Below are 22,776 nucleotides of genomic sequence, written 5' to 3'. Positions count from 1 at the left end.
TTCGGAGAATTCATGGATCAGCTAGCGCAGCACACCCCGGCGGCCGATGGATGGCGGCATGCCCGGGGCGAGGCATCTTTGTCCGACGTTCATCGTTCGGTCGCTGTGCGCTCGACCGGACCGGGCTGGCGGCGTGCCGCGGCATTTGTCGGACCGGGCTATCTCGTGGCGGTCGGCTACATGGATCCCGGCAATTGGGCGACATCGCTCGCCGGTGGTTCGAAGTTTGGCTATTCGCTGCTTGTTGTCGCGCTGATCTCCAACATCATGGCGATCGTTCTGCAGGCTCTCTGCGCGCGTTTGGCGATCGGATCGGGCAGGGACCTTGCGCAGGCTTGCCGGGATGCTTTTCCAAAGCCCGTTGCCTATACGCTGTGGTTCCTTGCGGAGATCGCCATCATCGCAACCGATATTGCGGAAGTCATTGGCACAGCGATCGGCCTCAATCTTATTTTCGGCATTCCGCTCGAAATCGGCGTCCTCATCACTGCGCTCGATGTTTTCCTTATTCTGTACCTGCAGAAATTAGGCTTCCGCTGGGTGGAAGCGTTGATCATAACGCTGCTCGGCGTGATTGCTGTCTGCTTCGGCATCCAGATTTTTCTTGCCGATCCTGAATGGGGCGCGGTGATCAAGGGCTTTGCCCCGACGACTGAAATCGTGACCAATCCGGAAATGCTGTATCTGGCGCTGGGTATCCTCGGCGCCACGGTGATGCCGCACAATCTCTACTTGCATTCGGGTATCGTGCAGACGCGCGCCTACGGCGATACGCTGCCCGAGAAACGGCAGGCGCTCAAATACGCGACGATCGATTCGACCGCGGCGCTGATGTTTGCACTTCTTATCAACGCTTCGATCCTGATCCTCGCCGCAGCGACCTTCCATACGACCGGCCGCACGGAGGTTGCGGAACTTGGCGAAGCACATTCCCTGCTTGCGCCCTTGCTCGGTCTTGCGATTGCTCCCACCCTGTTCGGCATTGCGCTCTTGTGCTGCGGCATCAACTCGACGGTCACAGCCACGCTTGCAGGCCAGATCGTCATGGAGGGCTTTCTCCACATCAAGCTCGCACCATGGCTACGCAGGCTGATCACCCGCGCGATTGCGATTATCCCGGCTGCGATCGTGACGATCTGGTATGGCGAAAGCGGAACGGCGAAGCTGCTCGTACTGACTCAGGTGGTGCTCAGCCTGCAACTGTCATTTGCGGTGTTCCCGCTCGTCATGTTCACGGCAAGCAAGGCCAAGATGGGCGCTTTGGTCTCACCGCGCTGGCTGACCACGTTTGCCGTCATCATTGCGATCGTGATCGCCGTACTCAATGTGAAGCTGCTTTACGACTTCGTTCTTGCCTAAAGTTCCGGGCCAGTGTGCTTGCGCGTAAAGCGGAAGCCGCTGCCCGGACGAAGCCCTTCACGCATGACGAAGCCGCGCAGGGGCGAAAATACGCGCAACAATTCCAGGCCCCCACTGCGGACCATCTGCACCGGAAGGAAATCAGACAAGAGCGATCTGTTCAGTGCATCGACCGCACCCGTCCGCGCAAAGATGTCAGGGCTGCGCTTGCGGTTATAGGTCGAGATGACCCGTGATGAGCCGAGATCGGCCCCGTCCGTCGGGAAGGTCTCGAGCAGGGTCTCGACGTCCCTTACGCCGAGGTTGAGACCTTGCGCGCCTATGGGCGGGAAAACATGAGCGGACTCGCCGGCAAGAAACACGCGATTTCGAGCGAACGATGTCGGAACGAGGCCGGAGAGCGGCCAGCTTTGCGGATCGACCTCTACGGTCACTGCGCCGAGCATGGACTGCATGCGCTCTTCCACCCGCATTGCGAGCTGGTCGCGAGTGAGTTCAAGCAGTTCAACCGCGTGCGCCGGCGTCGTCACCCATACGAGGCTCGACCGCTTCCCCTGGAGCGGGACCTGTGTGAACGGTCCGTGCTCAGTGTGAAACTCCGTCGAAATGTCGTGGTGGTCGCGCGTGTGGCTGAAGCTCAGCACGATGGCCGTCTGGTTGTATGACCAGGTCCGGGCGGAAATGCCTGCCGCTTCGCGAGCAAGCGAGGACCGGCCATCCGCCGCAATCACAATGTTCGCAGTAATGCTCGAGCCATCATTGGCTTCCACCGTAATTGCGTCGTCGCTCGGGTGGTAGTGGCTGGCCGAGGCGGCAATGTGCCTCGCGCCTGAATGCTGGAGTGCGTCAGCAAGGACAGACGTCAGTGTCGTATTGGGAATATTGTAACCAAATGCCGGTTCATCAATCTCGCTGGCCTCGAACGTGACGGCAGGGCTGCGGATCAGACGCTGCGTGCCATCGAGGATGCGCATCGTGGTGATCGGGGCTGCGTGCGGTTCGATCGTTTCCCACAGGCCGATCTTTTCCAGGAACTTGATGGCTGGCATCATCAGCGCCGTGGTGCGCTTGTCGGAGGCTTCAGGCACGACGCCGAGGCTGACGACATTGTCGAACGAGCGGGCCGTGGCGATCGCAGCAATCAGCCCGACGTGCCCAGCTCCGGCAATGACGATCGGATCGGTTCTGGTGCTGGTCATATCTGTCTCCCATTTGCGGGCCCGTGCGGGGCTTTCAACAGTTTATATGAGTTTCATTGCTTGCGCTTTCAGCCAATTTCAAGAAAAGCTGATCGCAAATCGTTCGTCGTTGCCAAGATATAACGGCAGGCGTTTAATTGTGATGCAGCAGATTGGCGCGGACCCTTGAAAAAACCTACCATGCCCAAGGGCGTCAAGCCCAAGAAAGTGACGGCGCCGCAAGCAAAGGCTTTCTCGGTCCATCTGTTGACGGCGTCCGGTTCGTTTCTGGCGTTTCTTTCCGTCGTCGCCGCCAGCGAGGAAAGCTGGACGGCCATGTTCTGGTGGCTCGGACTTGCCTTGTTCGTTGACGGCATCGATGGTCCCATCGCCCGCAAGCTGGAAGTCAAGTACGTCCTGCCCAATTGGTCGGGAGAACTCCTCGACAATATTATCGACTACATGACCTATGTGCTCATCCCCGCCTTCGCGCTCTACCAGCGCGGCTTCATGGGCGAGGGCCTGTCGTTTCTCGCAGCGGCCATCATCGTCGTATCGAGCGCTATCTACTACGCTGACACAGGCATGAAGACGAAGGAGAACTTCTTCAAAGGGTTCCCGGTTGTCTGGAACATGATTGTTTTCACTTTGTTTATCGTGCGGCCCGGTGAATGGGTGGCTTTTGCAATCGTGCTCGTTGCCGCAATCGTTTCCTTCCTGCCGATCTATTTCCTGCATCCGGTGCGCGTGCAGCGTTTGCGCAACCTCAATCTGACGATATTTTTTCTCTGGTGCGGCTTTGGGGCGTTCTCGCTGTTTCAAGAACTTGATTCGCCGCTTTGGGTGCGCATTGGCATTTCCGTTACAGGGATCTATCTTTTCTTCATCGGCGCCGTAATGCAGTTGTTCCCCAATTTGGGGCGGACGGAGAAAGCGTGATGGTCAAGGCTGTTCGTATTCATCAAACCGGCGGGCCGGAAGCATTGACTTACGAAGATGTTTCGGTTGGGGCGCCAGGACCGGGCGAGGTGCGCATCCGAAATGAAGCGATCGGCCTCAACTTTCTCGATGTCTATTATCGAACGGGTCTCTACCCGTCGCCAACTCCGCTGCCGCTGATTCCAGGCCACGAGGGCGCTGGCGTTGTGCTTGCCGTCGGCGAGGGTGCCGGATTGCTGAAGCCCGGCGACCGCGTCGCCTACACCAGTCCGATCGGTGCTTATGCGCAAGAGCGGCTTATTCCGGCCGATCGCCTAGTCAAAGTCCCGGATGAAATTCCGCTGCAACAAGCGGCAGCGATGATGCTGAAAGGCCTTACGGCCCAGTATCTCTTGCGCCAGACTTTCCCGGTGAAGAAAGGTGACACGATCCTCTTTCACGCGGCTGCCGGCGGAGTCGGTCTCATCGCCGGACAATGGGCAAGACACCTTGGCGCGACGGTCATCGGCACCGCCGGTTCAGAAGAGAAGGTGAAGCTCGCCCTCGATCATGGCTACGACCATGTCATCAATTACCGCAGGGAAAATTTTGTCGAGCGGGTGAAAGAGCTTACGGGCGGCAAAGGCGTCGATGTCGTCTACGACTCCGTCGGCAAGGACACGTTCGACGGCTCGCTGGATTGCCTGCGTCCGCGCGGAATGATCGTGTGTTTTGGTCAGTCATCCGGACCGGTGCCGCCATTCGACCTGGGCATTCTCTCGCGCAAGGGATCGCTCTACCTTACGCGTCCGACGCTCTTCGTCTACGTCGCCGCGCGCGAGGCGCTCGAAAGCGGTGCCAACGAACTTTTCGACCTCGTTGCAAAGGGCGTCATCCGTATTGAAGTCGGCCAGACCTACCCGCTGAAGGATGTCGCCAATGCGCACCGCGACCTTGAAGCCCGTAGGACGACCGGCACGACCGTGCTCATTCCTTAAGCCTCTGATGTTCGTGCACGATTAATGTGCGCAAATGGCCGCAACCACTCGTTTTGCACTTTCCAAGTTTGGCCGGGGTAGCATAGGATCAGGAACGGTCTTGGCCGCGGGGAACGATGACACAAAAAAGAATAGACGGCTCTGAAACACCGCTACTGGAAGCTGACAAGCTCACCAAAATTTTCGGCACACTCAAAGCCTGCGACGAAATCGACCTGAGAATTAGCGCCGGCGAGATTCATTCGCTGCTCGGCGAGAACGGCGCTGGAAAATCGACGCTGGTGAAGATGCTCTTCGGCGCATTGCAGCCAAGTTCCGGCAGCATTTCCTGGAAGGGAAACGCTGTCACGGTGACCAATCCAGCCATGGGAAGATCGCTCGGTATCGGCATGGTTTTCCAGCACTTTTCGCTCTTTGATGCGCTGACTGCGGCAGAGAACATCGCCCTTTCGCTCGACGAAAAAACGCCGCTCGATACGATCGCCGCGCGTGCTCGCGAAATCGGCGATGCCTATGGGTTGCCGGTCGATCCCTATGCGCTTGTCGGCGACCTTTCCGTCGGTGAGCGGCAGCGAATCGAGATCATTCGCTGCCTGTTACAAAACCCTGACCTTATCATTCTGGACGAACCGACATCGGTGCTGACACCACAGGAAGCAGACCTACTTTTCGTGACACTGGAACGGCTTCGCTCTGAAGGAAAATCCATTCTCTATATCAGCCACCGGCTGGAGGAGGTCCGGCGCCTGTGCGATCGGGCAACCGTTCTTCGGCACGGCAAAGTTGTGGGCCAATGCGACCCCCGGGCCGAGACAGCCGCTTCCCTGGCGCGGATGATGGTAGGCAGCGACATCCACGTCATCGAGCGTAGTCCGGTGCAAAAATCTGCTGAACAGAGCCTGCCGCTTGTCGAGGTCAACGGATTGTCGCAGCGGCCGCGCGGCCCCTTTTCGGTTTCGCTGCACGATATCCGCCTTGCCGTCCAGGCTGGCGAAATCCTCGGCATCGCAGGTGTCGCCGGAAACGGGCAGGGCGAATTGTTCGAGGCAATTTCCGGGGAGGTTCTGCAGGGGCGGCCCGACGTAATCCGGCTTCGCGGCAAGGATGCTGGCAGGATCGGTATTTCGGCCCGGCGCAAGCTTGGTGCCGCTTTCGTGCCGGAAGAGCGCCTTGGCCATGGTGCTGTGCCAGATATGTCGCTGACCAACAATCTCCTTCTTTCGCGCCATGCGACGGATCGCAAGGTGTTTCTTGGCGGCGGCGCGCTCAAGCTCGTCGCAGAGTCCAGTCTTGCCTCGGCGGCTAAGCGCATCATAGGCCGCATGGACGTCCGCAAAAGCGCAGAAAACCCCGATGCATCAGCGCTTTCTGGCGGAAACCTGCAGAAGTTCCTGATCGGCCGCGAGCTTGATCGCAACCCTTCGGTGATGATCGTCAACCAGCCGACATGGGGCGTGGACGCTGGCGCGGCCGCGCATATCCGCCAGGCGCTCGTCGACCTTGCCAGGAGCGGTTCGGCCGTGATTGTGATCAGCCAGGACCTCGATGAGCTTTTCGAAATTTCCGACCGCATCGCCGCGATGGTGCATGGCCGGCTTTCTGAATCCGTGCCTATCGAAGCCATGAACCGCGAACGCGTAGGGTTAATGATGGGCGGTGCCGAGCACGCCGCACCCCTGGCGAGTGCAGGGGCAGCATGATGCGGATAGAAATCGTCAGACGCCCGCAACACTCGGCGCTTTTCAGTGCGCTGTCGCCCTTCATCGCCCTGTTTCTCACGGTCATTGCTGGAGCAATTCTTTTCTCGTTGCTCGGCAAGAATCCATTTGCGGCGCTCTATTCCTATTTCGTCGAGCCGCTCACCGAGGTCTGGTCGATCCACGAATTATTGGTGAAAGCCGCGCCGCTTATCCTGATTGCAGTCGGCTTGTCGGTCTGCTTCCTTTCGAACAACTGGAACATCGGCGCCGAAGGTCAGCTGATCGCAGGCGGGATAGCCGGATCGATCCTTCCGGTAATGTTTCCGGATTTTCAAGGCTGGTACGTTCTGCCGTTGATGCTGCTATTCAGCATGGCGGGTGGAATGGCATATGCGACGATCCCGGCCTATCTCAAGGTACGTTTCAATACCAACGAGATCCTGACGAGCCTCATGCTCGTCTATGTCGCGCAGCTTTTCCTCGATTGGCTGGTACGCGGTCCGTGGCGCAACCCGCAAGGCTACAACTTTCCCGAGACGGTGCAGTTCAACGACAGCGCTATCCTCCCGGCCATCTGGGCCGATTCGGGCCGAGCGCATTGGGGCTTCATTATTGCGCTGATCGCAGCTGTCGTCGTCTGGTTCATGCTGTCGCGCACGCTCAACGGCTTTGAGATCAAGGTGCTCGGCCGCAGTTCGCGGGCAGGGCGCTTTGCCGGTTTCAGCGCGGGCCGGCTTACCTTCTTTGCCTTCCTTGTATCCGGTGCGCTTGCCGGCCTCGCCGGCATTGCTGAAGTCTCCGGCGCCGTCGGCCAGTTGCGGACGACGATTACGCCCGGATATGGCTTCACCGCGATCATCGTCGCGTTCCTCGGACGGCTCAATCCGCTCGGCATCGTTGCCGCGGGACTGGTTCTGGCACTTTCCTATCTCGGGGGCGAGGCGGCGCAGATCTCGCTTGGTATATCGGAAAAGTCAGCCCGCATTTTCCAGGGCATCATCCTTTTCTTCGTGTTGGCCAGCGACACGCTGATCTACTACCGCATAAGGTTCGTAACGCGTCTCGGCGACGCCGTGGCAAAGGGCGCCTGAGATGTCCATGTTCGAAGCCATTCTTCTAACGGTTGCGACTGCGGCGACGCCGCTCCTCATTGCCGCCCTCGGCGAACTCGTCGTCGAGCGCTCCGGCGTACTTAACCTCGGCGTCGAAGGCATGATGATCATGGGCGCGGTCTGCGGCTTTGCGGTTGCCCAGACGACCGGATCCGCCTGGCTCGGCATGGGCGCGGCCATTTTGGCGGGCGCCGCCTTTTCGCTGCTCTTCGGGTTTCTTACGCTGACCCTTGTGACCAACCAGGTCGCGACCGGCCTCGCACTGACCCTGCTTGGCCTGGGCGCTTCGGCGATGATCGGCGAAAGCTTTGTCGGCCTGCCCGGGGTCAAGATGGAATCGCTCTATATTCCCGGGCTGACCGATATTCCCTATGTCGGCAAGTTCCTCTTCGGCCAGGATCCGATCTTCTATATCTCAATCCTTTTGACGATCGCCGTCGTCTGGTTCCTGTTCAGGACCCGCGCAGGCCTTACATTGCGTGCTGTCGGCGACAACCACACCTCCGCGCATGCGCTTGGTGTTCCCGTTGTGCGCATCCGTTACCTGGCGGTTCTCTTCGGCGGCGCCTGTGCGGGGCTCGCCGGCGGCCAGCTGTCGCTGGTTTATGTGCCGCAATGGGTGGAGAACATGACGGCGGGACGGGGCTGGATCGCCCTTGCGCTCGTTGTCTTTGCGTCGTGGCGGCCATGGCGGATTCTGGCGGGCGCCTATCTTTTTGGTGCGGTGAGCATCGGCCAGTTGCACGCGCAGGCGCTGGGTATCGGAATACCCTCCCAGTTCATGTCGTCGCTGCCTTACCTTGCGACAATCGTCGTGCTCGTGCTGATCTCCAGAAACAAGCGGCTGACGTTGATGAATACCCCGACTTCGCTCGGCAAACCCTTCGTACCGGACCGCTAGGGCGGCCTGAAACGAAACTCGATACGCATTAACAGAGAGGTGAACCTAAATGAAAAAATTGATGATGGCGCTGACTGTCGCCGCCAGCTTTGCATTGGCGGGTGCGGCGCACGCCGAGGATAAACTGAAAGTCGGTTTCATCTATATCGGACCCCCCGGTGATTTCGGATGGACCTACCAGCACGACCAGGGCCGCAAGCAGCTGGAAAAGGAACTCGGCGACAAGGTCGAGACGACCTTCCTCGAAAACGTACCCGAAGGTGCGGATGCCGAGCGTGCCATCGAGCGCCTCGCACGCGCCGGCAATCAACTGATCTTCACGACATCGTTCGGCTACATGGATGCGACGAACAAGGTCGCGCAGAAATTCCCCAAGGTGAAATTCGAGCACGCGACCGGCTACAAGACCGCCGAGAATGTCGCTGTTTACAATTCTCGCTTCTATGAGGGGCGATATGTGCAAGGCGTGATCGCCGCGAAGATGTCGAAGACGGGCGTTGCCGGCTATATCGGCTCGTTCCCAATTCCGGAAGTCGTGCAGGGCATCAATTCGTTCATGCTTGGCGCACAGTCGGTCAATCCGAACTTCAAGATCAAGGTGATCTGGGCCAATTCCTGGTTCGATCCGGCCAAGGAGGCTGATGCCGCCAAGGCGCTGGTCGATCAGGGTGTCGACATCATCACCCAGCACACGGATTCGACCGCGCCCATGCAGGTTGCGTCGGAGCGCAAGATCAAGGCGTTTGGCCAGGCATCGGACATGATAAAGTTCGGACCGGAAACACAGCTGACGTCGATCGTCGATAATTGGGGCCCATATTACATCGAGCGCGCCAAGGCAGTCCTCGACGGCACCTGGAAGTCGCACAACGTTTTCGAAGGCATGCATGAGGGCCTTGTCGTCATGGCGCCCTACACCAATATGCCTGACGACGTGAAGAAGCTGGCCGAGGAAACCCAGGCGAAGATCACATCCGGTGAACTGAAGCCGTTCACTGGCCCGATCAAGAAGCAGGACGGCAGCGAATGGCTGAAGGCAGGTGAAACCGCCGACGACAAGTCCATTCTCAGCATGAATTTCTACGTTGCCGGCGTGGATGACCAGCTTCCGAAATGAGCTCTTTATGAAAAAAGAAAAGGGCGCCGCTGGCGCCCTTTTTTGTGTCCGGCAAATTCTGGTTCAATCGACGTCGTTGGCCGAAGCAGCATTGAGCTGGCCGTAGCGCTCGACGCCGATTGCGTTCAACAGATCGATCTGCGTCTCGAGGAAGTCGACATGGCCTTCCTCATCCTTCAGGAGTTCGTCAAAAAGCTCCTTGGAGACATAGTCCCCGAGCTGATCGCAGATTTCGCGCGATTTCTTGTAGGATTTGACCGCATCATATTCGCCGGCAAGATCGGCTTCGAGCACTTCCTTGATGTTCTGGCCAATGCGCAGGGCGCCGATCGACTGCAGGTTGGGATGGCCTTCGAGGAAAATGATGCGCTGGATGATCTTGTCAGCGTGGTGCATTTCCTCGATGGATTCTTCACGCTCTTTCTTGGCCAGCTTGGTGTAACCCCAATCGTCAAGCAGGCGATAGTGAAGCCAATATTGATTCACGGCCCCCAGTTCGAGGAACAAAGCTTCGTTAAGCCGCTCGATGACCTTTATGTCGCCCTTCATGTCGTGAACTCCCGTATTGGTGACGCAATTCCCGAACACGGTCGATGAATGAAACTGCAACAGAATCATCCGAACCATGGCGGAGGTGATATTCTTCCGTCACCTTTATGATGGTTTCAACGACATTTGGGAAGCAGCCACAGCAGCGTCCCCGCTTCTTCATGGCATGGTAAACCTTTGCAGGAACAACGAGTTGCCACGGATCGGCGTCGAGAAGTTCAATGATAGTATTCTCGACTTCCTTCTGGGTAATGATATTGCAATGGCAAACTAGCATTTCGGGTCGACGCCGTATTCTTGAGAAGAAAGGGGCCCGGCCTTCGACACCAAATTGGCATCAAAGCTTAAATAAGCTATTGAAATAAAAGCGTTTTGTACGCAGAGACCTGAAAATACTGTCCCGAAAACGGGGGATACTATCGAACCAGACAATGGTTCCTCCAATCGCAAGGGTTCAAGGCCCAAACATCAAAGGTCATGCGTCACCGTAACGCTTGGTACATAAAACCGGCTATCGCGATAAGTGTCAAATCTATGTGGTGAGATTATGTCATGTTTTCAAGCAGTTAGAATAGTTCTAAACTAGACAAATAACCTAACCAATTCAATCAGGTTAAACCACCAGTGGTCATTTGCACCGCAAATTCCCCGCGAAATCCGGTTATGTGTCAAAACGTCTCATGCGCCTTAATGATAGGCTTCTTCTCTGTCGGAGGTCCGTCACAGCATGCCCCGCGAAACCAAAATCCGGGTCGGGCTCACGTAGAATTGGTCGATCAGGCGCACGACCGGTGCGCTCCCGCGTAAAGACGCAATGCTGGATGAAAAACCGTGCGGCTAGCTTGCCGCCGCCAGCCGCTTCTCGATGATGTCGATACCGAGGAGGGCGCGCACGTCGCGCTTGTCCACGATATCTTCGATCGTGTATTGAGCGAGGACTTCGAAGAACGCGTTGAGCGCCTTGCGCAGCGCGGAATTCAGGCCACAGCTGTCGATCAATGGGCAGTCGGCGCCATCATTGTCGAAGCATTCGGCCATAGAGAAATTCTCTTCGGTCACCCGAACCACGTCGAAGAGGGTGATGTCCTTCGCGGGTTTGCCGAGCTTCACGCCGCCATTGCGGCCGCGTACGGTCTCGATAAAACCATTCTCGACCAGCGGCTGGAGGATTTTGAAAAGAAAGAGTTCTGAGACTGTGTATGCTTGTGCGATCTCGCCGATCCGGCTCAGATTGCCCTCGTTGGCAGCACAATACATGAGAATGCGGATTGCGTAATTCGTCTGTCTTGTCAGGCGCATCGGATTACTTCTCTTTCAACCTGAGCCAGGGACCGGTGCTGAACTATCGCATAAAACCGACAGCTGGCAGCGCCACGGATTCAGGCATGCACTTTGAATCTGAGCCGCAGTTTAGAATTATTCTTGATAAAGTAAACGATAATATGAAGCCCGGTTTCATATTATGCGCGAACCGAGAATCGGGCGCGTTACCGTACGAGTACGACGACCGAGGCCGTGATCAGTGCCGTCGTGACGAGCAGCAACAATCCGTAAAGACGGGGCTTGTCGAACAGGACCGCAAAACCGGCGGACCATGCCACCACCGCGGCGCCCAAGGCATAAAGAAAACCTGCCTTGTGCGCCCAGGCAATATGAACAGCCATAAGGCCACCGATAATCAGGGCGCCAAACACAACCATGATGGCCAGAGCGTACTTCTCAAAATTGTCCATTCAAGGAACCCACTCTCAATACAAGCTCGAGACGGCCCGCTGGCGTCAAAACCGAACGGCCAGGCCGATAGCCAGACCTTCATAGACCGTTCGCACCCTCGAAGGCAATCGGATACGCTGACGGACGCGGAATGCAGCGAACATGTGTGCGATAGGCAACAAAAAAGGCCGGGAATTCCCGACCTTTCCGAATTCGCCTCGATACCAGTGCCAGTACATCCGTGGTCAAAAGCAGAAGCGAATTTCTGGAAGTTAGATAGGTAAGCGAATGCCAATATACAAGGGCAAGCCAGCCCGCTTATTTCCAGCAGCCATTGTTCTGGCCGTTGAGATTGTGAGAATCGATATCGATCCCGGCAGCAAAGTCGTTCTTGGCAAGATAGACCGCGGTTTCAGGCTTGAGGCGGATCTTGTTCCAGCCGGCGCAACTCGAATTGTGCGCGGGCGGCTGGCTCATCCAGCGCATGGCGCCGCAATTGGTTACCGCGAATGCGCAGGGCAAAAGGAGGGCCAGGCTCAGTTTCTTCATGTTTCGTACTTTCGACGCGATGTCAGAGCGCGTGCAATCGAGAATGTCCGCGCCCTCATCGCATAATTTGAACGCGGCTGAAATTGGACCTTCGGGTGATGAGCGCGCTTCAACTTAGTCATCATTGCTGGCGTTGAGTTCTTGCGGCCTCAACCCCTCGGCAGCCCGCGCGGTAAGCGATTGTGCCAGGATCAAACGGCGCGATTTGAGAAGCGGTGCGTTCATCGCCTGAAGCTTGGGCATGCGGGGATTGTTCTCGTGCGCCGTAACCGCCGCCTCGTTTGCGTAAAGTTCGTTGACGATCACCTTGTTCGGGATCGGCGTTCCGTCACGTTCGATCGGCTTGATCACTTCAAATCGCAAGCAACCCGTTTCCTCTTCGAGGGTCCTGCGGGCATGTTCACGAATAATCGCAGTAAATTCCTCTTCGCAGCCCTCATTGGTTTCGAATTCAACGATAATAGTAAGTGCAGTCATAAAATTGATCTCTCCCATGCATTTTGAGGCTAACAGCCGTTATTCAACAAATCCAGACGCAAGGCCAATGGAGCCGCATTAACCAACGGCTTTTCTGACGTCAGCGCCTTCTCGTGACGAAAAACAGGACGCCTCCGAAGATCATGGTCAACAGACCGATATAGAGCCAGCGCGTCTGCCCCACCATGAAGCTCCCGCCGAGGATGCTCAGTCCCTGCAGCGCCCAGATACCTCCCATGATCACAAGGAGAACCGAAACGATCGAAAGGGCGATCTTCATTGCGTTACATTCCTTTTCAAATGCTTAGGGGTGCCAAGTAGAACGACTTCGGAAAAAAAGCAGGAACTTTCCGCTGCCGCAACCCGTTGACCAACGTCCTCGCCGCACCACCACCAGGCATCAGCTAAAGAACTCGCTTGGTCATTGTGCACATTTCCAACCACACGAAACTCCAGTAAAAAGGAATTCCAGATGACAACATATCAGTCGGAGTCCGCGATGGTGAAGGTCATTTTGAACCGCCAGACCTGGGTTCTGGTTGCCGACGGAGAAAAGGCACTTTTTCTGCGCAACAAGAACGATATGAACAATGTTCAGCTTGGCATTATTCACCAGTTGAGCCAGGCCAATCCGGCTACACGCGAGCAGGGCACCGACAAGCCCGGGCGATTTTCCAGCGGACCCGGCCTTGGCCGTGCGGCGGTCGACGACACCGATTGGCATGAAATGGCGAAGAAACGCTTTGCCAAGGAAATCGCTGACACACTCTATGCCCACGCTCACAAGGGTGAGTTTGAGAAACTCGTCATCGTCGCGCCTCCGCTTATGCTCGGAGAGATGCGTCAGGAGTTCCACAAGGAAGTGTCGGACCGGGTGGTGGTCGAAATCCCCAAGACCCTGACGAACCATTCGACGACAGATATTCAGGCCATCGTAGAAGAGAATTAAGTATCTTGTCGTGGGGGGAGAGCGGCAGTGGAAGCAAGGTTTATACGCCTTCAATCCAGCTCTTCCTACACAAGCAAAACCCCTGCCTTGACGGTAGGGGTTTCGCGGGTTGAGGCTTGATTTGGCTCTAGCAAACTGGATTCTGGATAAAAATATCGCGCATCGTTTCAGTGCGGCTCAGGCTCAAGGCACCGCTACACTCAACTTGTGGAGATGCTACCACAAGTATCGCAAATTTCAAGAAATAGATGCCGATAACGTTATTTCGATGAACGTTTTAGACGCTCTACTTCTTCTTCCAGATGTTTAATTCGTTCTTCCAAGGCATTGATTGCCTTAAAGACAGCAACGCCCATGCCTTTGAAATCACCGCTATGGATCGCGGCTTCGATCGCATGTCTGGCATTTTCAATCGACATCTCTACCTCCACTTGTGCCGGGGACGGTACATGCAGAAAGCCCAATCCTCAAGGGGCATGAGGATTGGGCCATGTTGGCTTGTGGGTTAGCCAAGGGCTGGTTTGGGGGAACCAGTACATTTAAAACGCGAGATCGCGAACTTGGTTCCGGAATTTTCTAAAAAATCTTCTAATCGGTTGCTGCGCTCAAGGGCGGGTAGTCGGTGTAGCCTCGTTCACCGGACGTATAGAAGGTGGATTTGTCTGCTGCACTAAGACCCGCGCTCAGTCGCCACCGTTCCGGCAGATCGGGGTTGGCAATGAAGGCCTCGCCCACGGCAACGAGATCAGCAGCGCCCGACGCCAGCACGTTTTCTGCGTCAGCGCGCCCATAGCCACCGGCAACAATGAGCGTTCCGCCGAATGTATCGCGAATGCCTTTCAATGTCCGCGGCTGGCCAATCGACTGCACTATCGGCTCGACGATGTGAAGGTAGGCCAGTCCGAGCGGATCGAGCAACGCGGCAATCCCGGCGAAATTGCCCACAGGATCGCTGTCGCTCATCCCCTGATAGGTATTTGTCGGGGATAGACGGACGCCAACGCGGGCGGCCGGCCAATGCATCTGGGTTGCAGCGATGATCTCGATGAGGAGGCGAGTCCGGTTACTGACCGAGCCGCCATAACGATCGGTCCGGATATTGCTGCTGTCGCGCAAGAACTGATCGATCAGATAGCCATTGGCGCCATGGATCTCGATACCATCGAAACCCGCTGATCGCGCCCGTCTTGCGGCGGCCGCAAACTCGGCGACGATCGTGCCTATTTCCGGGATTTCGAGCGCGTGCGGTGTGGCGTAAGGCTCGGGACCTGTCGACGTGTAGATAGTCCCGGATGCGGCGAGTGCCGATGGTCCCACCGGTTGCCTGCCGTCAAGCAATTGCGAAGGATGGGCCGTGCGTCCCATATGCGACAATTGGGCGAAGATCTTTCCGCCGGCGCCGTGAACGGCATCAGTCACCAGGCGCCAGCCGGATTCCTGGTCTGAATTGGTGAGCCCCGGCCTCGTCGGAACATCGATTGTGCTGAACGGATCGACTTCGATCGATTCCGAAATGATCAGTCCGGCGCCGGCACGCTGGCGATAATAAAGGGCGTTGAGTTCGCTGGGGATCTTGCCGTGCAGCGCGCGGCGGCGCGTCATCGGAGCCATGACGATGCGGTTCGAGAGGGAAAGGTCGCCGAACGTCATCGGCGCAAACAGGCATGGAGCAGACATTGTCACATCAGGAATGAATTAAAGAGGCAAGGAAAATTCGAGCGGATGGTCAGGCCGGCAGCAGGTTGAACAGGATCGCCAGGTGGAAAGCGACTGCTGTTGCAAAAAGCAGGATACCGGGCGCTCGTTCCCGGACAAATCGGCGAGCGGGCCGGGCCAGGGTTGTGCGCTGGGCGAAGTCGATGGAGGCCATGAGGAACCGATTCTCCGTTTGGTCATGTGCCTATCTTGACGCATTGATTACACGATTAACACGATAGAGATTACGATTTGCGGCTGCCCTCCGGTAGGGTTTTGCGCCCCGGCTGTGTTCGGTAGGATTAAATTTCGTCTGAACCCTCCAAGTCAAAAGCGGATATCTCTACCAAGACAGTCGTCTAAAGCGTCTCACTAGATTGGATTTCTCCAAACTGTCGGGATAGGCAAAACAAAATCGCCAAATGGTTGTATCGGGCGCAAAGCAAAAGCTGGCTGCCCGGGTGCCTGGTGTGGTGCAATTGCGGCACGACCTTCATTCGCGATCCGCGACCAACCTATGATGAGGAAAGTATGTCCGTATTTTATTCGGGAGCGGGCGCGGCCCGCCGCGAGCTTTCCGTTGAACCAGACCTGTTCAAGGATTCCATGCGGCATCTCGCCGGTGCCGTGAGCGTCGTTACCGTCGGTCGCGGCGACGACCGAACCGGATTTACCGCAACATCGGTTTCATCGCTGGCGGTCGATCCCGCTTCGGTAATCGTTAGTCTCAATCGCGATTCGTCCTCCTGGCCGGTGCTGCAGCGCCACGGCACGTTTTGCGTGAACGTTCTCGCCCACGATCAACGCCACGTGGCCGAGAGTTTCTCCGGGCGCGGCGGGCGAAAGGGGATCGACCGCTACAAAGATGCCGAGTGGCTGGAACTTTCGACGGGCACCTTGGCGCTCGCTCATGCCCTGACGGTGCTCGATTGCGAACTCGATGACGCGATCGAACGGCATTCGCACGGCATTTTGATCGGCAGGGTAAGAGCAGTCACACTGCGCGCAAATGCCGAGCCGCTGCTCTACTGGCATGGAGCCTATCGTCAGATCGCGCCGCAGTCCGGGAAATGAGAGGCGTCAAGTAACGATTGCGGTTATCGAACAGCCGATGAGCGCGACCGAGACAAAAAGAATAAGCCCGTAAAGACGTGGCTGGTCGAAGATTACAGCAAAGCCAAGGAAGAAGGCGGAGCAGCCCGAAGCCAGTGCGAACAGGAAGGCCGGCTTATCGCCGGTCGCAATTGCGAACGCCATCAGGCCGGCTACGATCAACGCCCCGAAGACGATAAAGATCCAGGTTGCGAAGGTTTCGTAGCGGTCCATCTTCGGTACTCCAGCATTCAACGGCATTCTGATCATTCCAATTACAGCGAAACATGGTGTGTCAGTCAAATCAATCGATGGAGGCCAAAACGTGACCCAAAGGCTGTGGCATCGCACAATTGCGCCATATTTGTCACAGCGCAGCGCGAACTGAAACCTGCGGTTGTAGAGTGTGGCGGTGAAATATAGGTTGGGTCTGGAGCGTCTTCCAAAGAGCCAGCATAGCAATCGAGTTGTGCCAGCTACTGTGTCAGGTGAGGGGAAGCATGAAGTTTCATGGTGTACGCACACGACTTCTCTGGCCCTCCATCATTTCACTTCCCCCAATTCTATTAGCGGGCCAATCGGCACAAGCGGCGTGTGTCCTCGTCCCAAATCCCGGCAACAATACTTATACGTGCGACAGCGGTGTTGGCGGACCGCTGATCGATACAGGCGGCAACAACACCCTCATCATGCCGGCTCGCGGAACGGGGTTTATCAACGGTCCGGTCGTATTCGGCGCGGGCGCGGATTCGGTCTTCATCGAATCCGGCACCATACAGGGCAACCTCGACACCGGTGCAGGCAATGACACCGTCGAATTGAGGGGAGGCTTCGTCAACGGAACGATAACCCAGGGCGCCGGCGTCGACACGTTCAAAATGACCGGGGGCACAGTCCAGCGCGTCGAGCAAGGCAGCGATCTCGACACCGCTGTCGTCTCTGGCGGAAGAATCATCGGGCAGTTTTTTGCCGGTGACTTTTTTACGATGACCGGAGGTCAGATCGGGGAGGTCAATCTCGAACAGGCCAATAATGAAATGCGCATGTCGGGGGGCACGATCGACCGGTTTGTGATCGCCGCGCAAGGGCGCGACCTTTTGATATTGTCAGGCGGTTCGATTGGTACCTTCGTAGACCTCGGCATTGGTGATAATCGCGTCTTTGTCTCGGGTGGATCGATCGGCAGCACGTTGACGACCGGGACGGGAAACGACCAGTTCACCTGGACCACAGCAGGCACGATCGGCGGTGCCATAAGCCTCGGCGGCGGCAATGACACTGGAACCCTGCAAAACCTGACTGACGCTGTGCTTTCCTCAACGCCGTTGCTGAACGGCGGTGCTGGCACCGATACGCTGACATTCGCTAGCACGACCGCGACCACATCCGCTCGCTATGTGAACTGGGAAAACGTGGCTCTAACTGCGGGCTCGGTATTCACGCTCGACAGCACGTTCATTCTTGGCGATAGCGGCACGGGCACCGGCAGTTTCTCGATAGATGACAGCAGTACGCTCCTTGCCGGTAACGGCGTCAATGCAGCGATCGCGCCTTTCGATGGTGTCCGGCCAGTTTCGCTCACCAATGCCGGCGTCATCGATCTCACCAATGGCACCAGCGGAGCAACGGATACCTTCACTGTCATCGGCAATTATACCGGCAGCGGCGGCGCCATTCGGCTGCAGACGGTCCTCGGGGACGACGCTTCGCCCGCGGACAAACTTGTCATTTCGGGTGGCGCAGCAAGCGGGACGACAGGGCTCGCCGTCACCAACCTCGATGGTCCGGGGGCGGCAACCCGGCAGGATGGTATCCTCGTCGTGCAGGCGATCAACGGTGCGACCACGGCCGGCACGGCGTTCGGCCTAAGCAATGCGGTGGCAGCCGGCGCCTTTGAATATGCGCTCTTTAGAGGTGGCGTTTCGGCAGGTTCGGATGAAAACTGGTACCTGCGCTCGGCGCTCATTCCCGGATCGGAACCACCGGCGCCGCCCATCGATCCCGATCCCGCCGTCGAAGAACCGGGAGAGGAAATCATCCTGCCGCCGGCACCGGGAGTTGAACCGCCCACGCCTGGCGCAACGCCCATCGTTGCCGATGATCCAACCGAGGCCATCCCGCTCTATCGTATCGAGGTTCCGACCTATTCGGTCGTTCCGCCGGCAGTGCGGGAAACCGCGCTCGCCACGCTCGGAACTTTCCACGAACGCCGCGGCGAACAGAGTATCGCTACGTCGAATTCGAATTTTTCCGCAGGTTGGGGCAGGGCTTTTGGCCAATCGACCGATCAAAGCTGGAACGGTACTGTCAATCCCGCCGTCGACGGACATCTTTACGGTATTCAGGCCGGCCTCGATATCCTCGGCCATGAAAGCAATGGCGGACATTATGACATGGCCGGACTGTTCTTCGGCTATTCCAACTTCGACGCCGACGTAAAGGGCGAAGCCGTCGGCTGGAAAAATCTCCAGGTCGGTTCGATGAATGTCGATACCACCAGCTTTGGCGGCTATTGGACCCATATTGGCCCGTCCGGCTGGTATGTCGACGCCGTGCTGATGGGCTCGTGGTTCAACGGGGATTCTACGTCGTCGCGCGATATTGGCGTTGATATCGACGGAACGGGCATCACGGCCTCGCTTGAGGGCGGCTATCCATTCGCGCTCACGCAGAGCTGGAATATCGAGCCGGAAGCGCAACTGATCTGGCAGCATTTGTCGCTCGACGATCAGCCCGATGCCTTTTCCGATGTATCGTTCGAAACCGACGATGGGTATATCGGCCGCGTCGGGTTCCGCCTGCAGGGCAAATACGAGACGGCCTCCGGCCTGTTTCAGCCCTATTTGAAGGCCAATCTCTGGCACAACTTCAGCGGGACAGATTCTGTTCTGTTCGGCGCGGATGCGATCAACACCGAGCTCGAATCAACGTCGCTCGAACTTGGCGCTGGCGTAACCCACGATTTCACCAAGAATGTCAGCGCCTTCGCTGTGGCCGATTACACTTTCGACGTCGATGGCCCACATCAAGAGATTGTCGAAGGCAATATCGGCCTGCGGGTAAAGTGGTAACCATTTCCGGGTTGTCCCGAGGGCGCTGCTATTTTGTAAGGCCCTCTGAATAATAGCGCCGTTTCGCGTGTTCAAAGGCATGTGGGAGGAACGGCCGACCGTCGCAAGGCGTTATAGCAGGTGACCCATCCCGCGCGTCAACTGCCTCAATTCCGATCAGAATTTGGCGCATTGTTTGAACAGAGGCGAGCGGCTTGGTTCGCCAAGAAAACGGGCTCTGCCGACATTCTGCCGGCAACCCTGAAGAGGGAGTACATAAAATGCGGACTATACTCGTAGCAATGGGAATACTTGCAGCCACGAGCCTGTCTGTCTTCGCTGCAGAACCGGTGAAGATGATGGATACAAAGATGGGGAAGGTTATGACAACCCCCAAGGGCATGACGCTTTATACGTTCGACAAGGATGCAAAGGGCAAATCCAACTGTGATGCGAAATGCCTGAAGAACTGGCCGGCCTTCCACGCCGATACCGGTGCCAAGGCGGAAGGCGAGTGGTCGCTCGTCAAGGACGCCGACGGCAAGGAAATGTGGGCCTATGATGGCAAGCCGCTCTACATGTTTGCCAAGGACAAGAAAGCCGGCGATATGAGCGGCGAAGGCGTCGGTGGCGTTTGGCACGTCGCAAAGTAAGATCAAATTCTTTGCAAATGAGAAAGGCGGCTCTGACGGGCCGCCTTTTGCTTTTCACGCTGTGATTGCAAGTGCATGGTAAACATGCTGATCTTCAACCTGGAGTATTGTTACGACAATCAGGAGGACAATCATGCACTTCAAGTCGTTGATCTACTCTCTTGCAGTTCTTTTCGCTCTTACCACCAGTGTTTTCGCCGCGGAACGGTGGGAACAGCTTCCCGAGCCGCAACCGATGCCGAAGGCAGACAAGAGCGGCAAGGCCCCGGTAAACGGTATCGAGATGTATTATGCCGTTTACGGCAAGGGACCGCCGGTTCTGCTCATCCACGGCGGCCTCGGCTATGCCGATATCTGGGGTGCGCAAGTTGCCGATCTTTCCAAGGACCATATGGTCATCGTTGCTGAAAGCCGCGGGCACGGACGCTCGACGCGCACCGCCGATCCCTATAGTTACGACCTCATGGCTTCCGACTACGTCGCCCTTCTTGATTATCTCAAGGTCGACAAGGCGGCGATCGTCGGCTGGAGCGACGGCGGTATCATCGGTATCGATATCGCCATGAAGCATCCCGAGAAGCTGACGAAGGTCTTTGCCCAGGCGGCAAATACGAAGGTCGACGGTGTGAAACCGGACGTCATGCAGAACAAAACGTTTGCCGGCTACATAGATCACGCGGGGCAGGTCTATAAGAAGATTTCGCCGACGCCGGACCAGTACGACGCCTTTGTCGAGCAGATCAGCGGCATGTGGGCAAGCCAGCCAAACTGGACCGACGACGATCTGAAAAAGATCAAAACGCCTATTGCCATCGTGCTTGGCGATCACGACGAGGCGATCACCCGCGAGCATACCGATTACATGGCCAAGACCATACCCGGCGCGAAGCTGATCATTCTCGACAATGCCAGCCACTTCGCCATGGTCCAGGATCCGGAAGGGTACAACAAGGCCGCCCGCGATTTCATCGACAATTGATCAAGCGGTCTTCTGTTCTTCGACCCCGAGCTCATCCGCCATTTGTCGGCGGATGAGGAATTTCTGGATCTTGCCGGTCACCGTTAGCGGAAACGCTTCGACGAAACGGACATAGCGCGGCACCTTGTAGTGCGCGATCTGTCCTTGGCAGAACATGCGGATTTCCTCCTCGGTTCCTGTCTCGCCGGTTTTCAGGATAATCCAGGCGCATAGTTCCTCGCCGTATTTCAGGTCGGGAACACCGACGACGGTCACGTCCTTCACTTTTACGTGGCGGAAGAGGAATTCCTCGACCTCGCGCGGATAGATGTTCTCGCCGCCACGAACCACCATGTCCTTCTGGCGGCCGACTATGTTGCCGTAGCCTTCTTCATCGATGGTCGCGAGATCGCCGGTGTGCATCCAGCCATCCGCATCAATGGCTTCAGCGGTTTTCTCCGCATCGTCCCAATAACCGATCATCACCGAGTAGCCCCGGGTGCAAAGTTCGCCAGGGGTGCCGCGCGGCACGGTGTTGCCGTCCGTGTCGATTACCTTGCATTCGAGATGCGGCTGGACACGCCCGATGGTTGAAACGCGGCGCGACACCGGGTCTTCGGCCGAACTCTGAAAGCTGACCGGGCTCGTTTCGGTCATGCCGTAGGCGATCGTGACGTCGCGCATGTGCATGCGCTCGATTACCTGCTTCATGATCTCGATCGGGCAGGGCGAACCTGCCATGCAACCGGTGCGCAAGGAGGAGAGGTCGAATTTGTCGAATTCCGGGTGTCCGAGTTCGGCGATGAACATCGTCGGCACGCCGTAAAGCGCGGTGCAACGCTCTGTCTCGACCGCTTGCAGCACGGCGAGCGCATCGAACCCTTCGGAAGGGTAGACCATGGTTGCGCCATGAGCGACGCAGCCGAGATTGGCCATGACCATGCCGAAGCAGTGATAAAGCGGCACCGGTATGCAGAGGCGGTCACCGGGCTGGAGACCGACGCTGCGGCCGACAAAGAACCCGTTGTTGAGAATATTGCGGTGGGAAAGCGTTGCGCCCTTTGGCAGACCTGTGGTTCCGCTGGTGAACTGGATATTGACCGCGTCCTTCGGACTGATGACCCTGTGCCGACGTTCCAGTTCGACGTGGTGTTCTCTTTCTGCAAATGCGGGCACTGCGTCGAAGGCAAGCCAACCCGGACGCTTTCCTTCACCAATACTGATCACGTGCCGCAGATGCGGCAATTTCGTTGAAACGATCGCATGTCCCGCACGAATTTCAGGTGCAAGCGTTTCCACCATTTCCGCATATTCGCTGGACTTGAAACGCTCGGGGGCGACAAGCGCCTTGACGCCGACTTTGTTCAGCGTGAATTCGAGTTCCGACAGGCGGTAGGCGGGATTGATGTTGACGAGGATCAAGCCGGCTCGGGCGGCGGCAAACTGCGTCACGGTCCATTCGGCGCGGTTGGGAGACCAGATGCCAATTCGTTCGCCAGGCTCCATGCCAAGGGCGATCAGCCCAGCCGCAAATGCGTCCGCCCTTGCCTTGAGCTCACGATATGTCAGGCGAACGCCCTGATGTACGGCGACGAGAGCATCGACAACCCCCCAGCGCTCTGTAGCATCATCGAGCGCCTGCGATATGGTCTTGTCGAGAAGCGGCGGCTCGTTTGGGCCGCGCACGTGGCTTAAACGTGAATCGTCGCCCGTAAAGGCTGCAGCCGGGCTCATGACGTTTCCTCCCAGGGTCAACGGCACAGACCCGGTAGACTAGCCGAAAGCCGAGAAAATACCCACGCTGATTT

The 22,776-nt window shown here is 57.2% G+C and carries 25 protein-coding genes; 12 read left to right on the top strand and 13 right to left on the bottom strand.

The features are described 5' to 3' along the window. Positions 1-12: 12 nt before the first annotated feature. Entirely contained in the window at positions 13-1,359 is a 1,347-nt protein-coding gene (locus tag BM074_RS14450) for an Nramp family divalent metal transporter (protein WP_091922869.1), read from the top strand. Here BM074_RS14450 and BM074_RS14445 read toward each other — a convergent pair. Continuing rightward, on the bottom strand, positions 1,356-2,558 hold the full coding sequence (locus BM074_RS14445) for a UbiH/UbiF family hydroxylase (protein WP_091922867.1): 1,203 nt from the start codon (positions 2,556-2,558) through the stop codon (positions 1,356-1,358). The two genes, BM074_RS14450 and BM074_RS14445, sit on opposite strands and share 4 nt — an antisense overlap. Before the next feature lie 180 nt (positions 2,559-2,738). Between BM074_RS14445 and pcsA the strand changes: the two genes are divergently transcribed. The 6 genes from pcsA to BM074_RS14415 all read left to right on the top strand — a co-directional run bounded on the left by pcsA (position 2,739) and on the right by BM074_RS14415 (position 9,283). Next, a complete protein-coding gene (pcsA, locus tag BM074_RS14440) occupies positions 2,739-3,476 on the top strand; it encodes a phosphatidylcholine synthase (protein ID WP_036815269.1) in 738 nt (245 codons plus the stop codon). Then, a complete protein-coding gene (locus BM074_RS14435; RefSeq protein ID WP_027233253.1) occupies positions 3,476-4,453 on the top strand; it encodes a quinone oxidoreductase family protein in 978 nt (325 codons plus the stop codon). The genes pcsA and BM074_RS14435 overlap by 1 nt, the downstream gene beginning before the upstream one ends. A 116-nt stretch (positions 4,454-4,569) precedes the next feature. Beyond that, on the top strand, positions 4,570-6,153 hold the full coding sequence (locus tag BM074_RS14430; RefSeq protein WP_091922865.1) for an ABC transporter ATP-binding protein: 1,584 nt from the start codon (positions 4,570-4,572) through the stop codon (positions 6,151-6,153). Continuing rightward, positions 6,153-7,244 (top strand): ABC transporter permease, encoded by a 1,092-nt coding sequence (locus BM074_RS14425; RefSeq protein ID WP_036815303.1) that lies wholly within the window; start codon positions 6,153-6,155, stop codon positions 7,242-7,244. Before BM074_RS14430 ends, BM074_RS14425 begins: the two co-directional genes overlap by 1 nt. Before the next feature lies 1 nt (position 7,245). Continuing rightward, on the top strand, positions 7,246-8,166 hold the full coding sequence (locus BM074_RS14420) for an ABC transporter permease (RefSeq protein WP_175499025.1): 921 nt from the start codon (positions 7,246-7,248) through the stop codon (positions 8,164-8,166). A 49-nt stretch (positions 8,167-8,215) separates the two neighbouring features. Then, entirely contained in the window at positions 8,216-9,283 is a 1,068-nt protein-coding gene (locus BM074_RS14415; protein ID WP_027233256.1) for a BMP family ABC transporter substrate-binding protein, read from the top strand. Positions 9,284-9,346: 63 nt separating this feature from the next. On the opposite strand, the gene bfr is transcribed toward BM074_RS14415, so the two are convergent. The 7 genes from bfr to BM074_RS14380 form a co-directional block, all read right to left on the bottom strand. Next, entirely contained in the window at positions 9,347-9,832 is a 486-nt protein-coding gene (gene bfr / locus BM074_RS14410) for a bacterioferritin (protein WP_027233257.1), read from the bottom strand. Continuing rightward, entirely contained in the window at positions 9,798-10,109 is a 312-nt protein-coding gene (locus BM074_RS14405) for a (2Fe-2S)-binding protein (protein WP_081815984.1), read from the bottom strand. The genes bfr and BM074_RS14405 overlap by 35 nt, the downstream gene beginning before the upstream one ends. A gap of 560 nt (positions 10,110-10,669) precedes the next feature. Beyond that, positions 10,670-11,131 (bottom strand): iron-responsive transcriptional regulator RirA, encoded by a 462-nt coding sequence (gene rirA / locus BM074_RS14400; RefSeq protein WP_027233259.1) that lies wholly within the window; start codon positions 11,129-11,131, stop codon positions 10,670-10,672. Positions 11,132-11,319: 188 nt separating this feature from the next. Beyond that, positions 11,320-11,565, bottom strand: coding sequence for a hypothetical protein (locus BM074_RS14395; RefSeq protein WP_027233260.1), 246 nt, complete (start codon positions 11,563-11,565; stop codon positions 11,320-11,322). Between the two features lie 298 nt (positions 11,566-11,863). Beyond that, the gene (locus tag BM074_RS14390; RefSeq protein ID WP_036815271.1) at positions 11,864-12,094 is read right to left on the bottom strand and encodes a hypothetical protein; all 231 of its coding nucleotides are present in this window, start codon (positions 12,092-12,094) and stop codon (positions 11,864-11,866) included. Positions 12,095-12,208: 114 nt separating this feature from the next. Next, positions 12,209-12,571: a putative quinol monooxygenase gene (locus BM074_RS14385; RefSeq protein ID WP_091923033.1), complete on the bottom strand. Its 363-nt coding sequence runs from the start codon at positions 12,569-12,571 to the stop codon at positions 12,209-12,211. A gap of 100 nt (positions 12,572-12,671) precedes the next feature. Further along, the gene (locus tag BM074_RS14380) at positions 12,672-12,851 is read right to left on the bottom strand and encodes a hypothetical protein (protein WP_091922863.1); all 180 of its coding nucleotides are present in this window, start codon (positions 12,849-12,851) and stop codon (positions 12,672-12,674) included. A 192-nt stretch (positions 12,852-13,043) separates the two neighbouring features. Here BM074_RS14380 and BM074_RS14375 point away from each other — a divergent pair, with 192 nt between their 5' ends. Then, positions 13,044-13,520 carry a host attachment family protein gene (locus BM074_RS14375; protein WP_228018319.1) on the top strand — a complete coding sequence of 159 codons (477 nt, stop codon included), beginning with the start codon at positions 13,044-13,046 and terminating at the stop codon, positions 13,518-13,520. A gap of 260 nt (positions 13,521-13,780) precedes the next feature. On the opposite strand, the gene BM074_RS23050 is transcribed toward BM074_RS14375, so the two are convergent. The 3 genes from BM074_RS23050 to BM074_RS23045 form a co-directional block, all read right to left on the bottom strand. Beyond that, a complete protein-coding gene (locus BM074_RS23050; RefSeq protein WP_153667455.1) occupies positions 13,781-13,939 on the bottom strand; it encodes a hypothetical protein in 159 nt (52 codons plus the stop codon). Positions 13,940-14,108: 169 nt separating this feature from the next. Next, entirely contained in the window at positions 14,109-15,197 is a 1,089-nt protein-coding gene (locus tag BM074_RS14370; protein ID WP_091922861.1) for an alkene reductase, read from the bottom strand. Between the two features lie 49 nt (positions 15,198-15,246). After that, positions 15,247-15,390 carry a hypothetical protein gene (locus BM074_RS23045; protein ID WP_155810951.1) on the bottom strand — a complete coding sequence of 48 codons (144 nt, stop codon included), beginning with the start codon at positions 15,388-15,390 and terminating at the stop codon, positions 15,247-15,249. Between the two features lie 431 nt (positions 15,391-15,821). Here BM074_RS23045 and BM074_RS14365 point away from each other — a divergent pair, with 431 nt between their 5' ends. After that, the gene (locus BM074_RS14365; protein WP_228019445.1) at positions 15,822-16,289 is read left to right on the top strand and encodes a flavin reductase family protein; all 468 of its coding nucleotides are present in this window, start codon (positions 15,822-15,824) and stop codon (positions 16,287-16,289) included. Positions 16,290-16,295: 6 nt separating this feature from the next. On the opposite strand, the gene BM074_RS14360 is transcribed toward BM074_RS14365, so the two are convergent. Beyond that, positions 16,296-16,541 (bottom strand): hypothetical protein, encoded by a 246-nt coding sequence (locus tag BM074_RS14360; RefSeq protein ID WP_027233266.1) that lies wholly within the window; start codon positions 16,539-16,541, stop codon positions 16,296-16,298. A gap of 266 nt (positions 16,542-16,807) precedes the next feature. Between BM074_RS14360 and BM074_RS14355 the strand changes: the two genes are divergently transcribed. The 3 genes from BM074_RS14355 (at position 16,808) to BM074_RS14345 (ending at position 20,989) form a co-directional block, all read left to right on the top strand. After that, positions 16,808-19,378: an autotransporter family protein gene (locus BM074_RS14355; protein ID WP_091922858.1), complete on the top strand. Its 2,571-nt coding sequence runs from the start codon at positions 16,808-16,810 to the stop codon at positions 19,376-19,378. A 260-nt stretch (positions 19,379-19,638) separates the two neighbouring features. Then, a complete protein-coding gene (locus BM074_RS14350; protein WP_091922856.1) occupies positions 19,639-20,010 on the top strand; it encodes a COG4315 family predicted lipoprotein in 372 nt (123 codons plus the stop codon). 133 nt (positions 20,011-20,143) lie between these two features. Further along, positions 20,144-20,989 (top strand): alpha/beta fold hydrolase, encoded by an 846-nt coding sequence (locus BM074_RS14345; RefSeq protein WP_091922854.1) that lies wholly within the window; start codon positions 20,144-20,146, stop codon positions 20,987-20,989. Here the strand turns inward: BM074_RS14345 and BM074_RS14340 are convergent, their stop codons facing one another. Next, a complete protein-coding gene (locus BM074_RS14340; RefSeq protein WP_091922852.1) occupies positions 20,990-22,702 on the bottom strand; it encodes an AMP-binding protein in 1,713 nt (570 codons plus the stop codon). Positions 22,703-22,776 lie beyond the last annotated feature (74 nt).

Source organism: Phyllobacterium sp. CL33Tsu (assembly GCF_900113985.1).
Lineage (GTDB): Bacteria > Pseudomonadota > Alphaproteobacteria > Rhizobiales > Rhizobiaceae > Phyllobacterium > Phyllobacterium pellucidum.
This window is presented reverse-complemented; position numbering and strand designations above follow the sequence as displayed.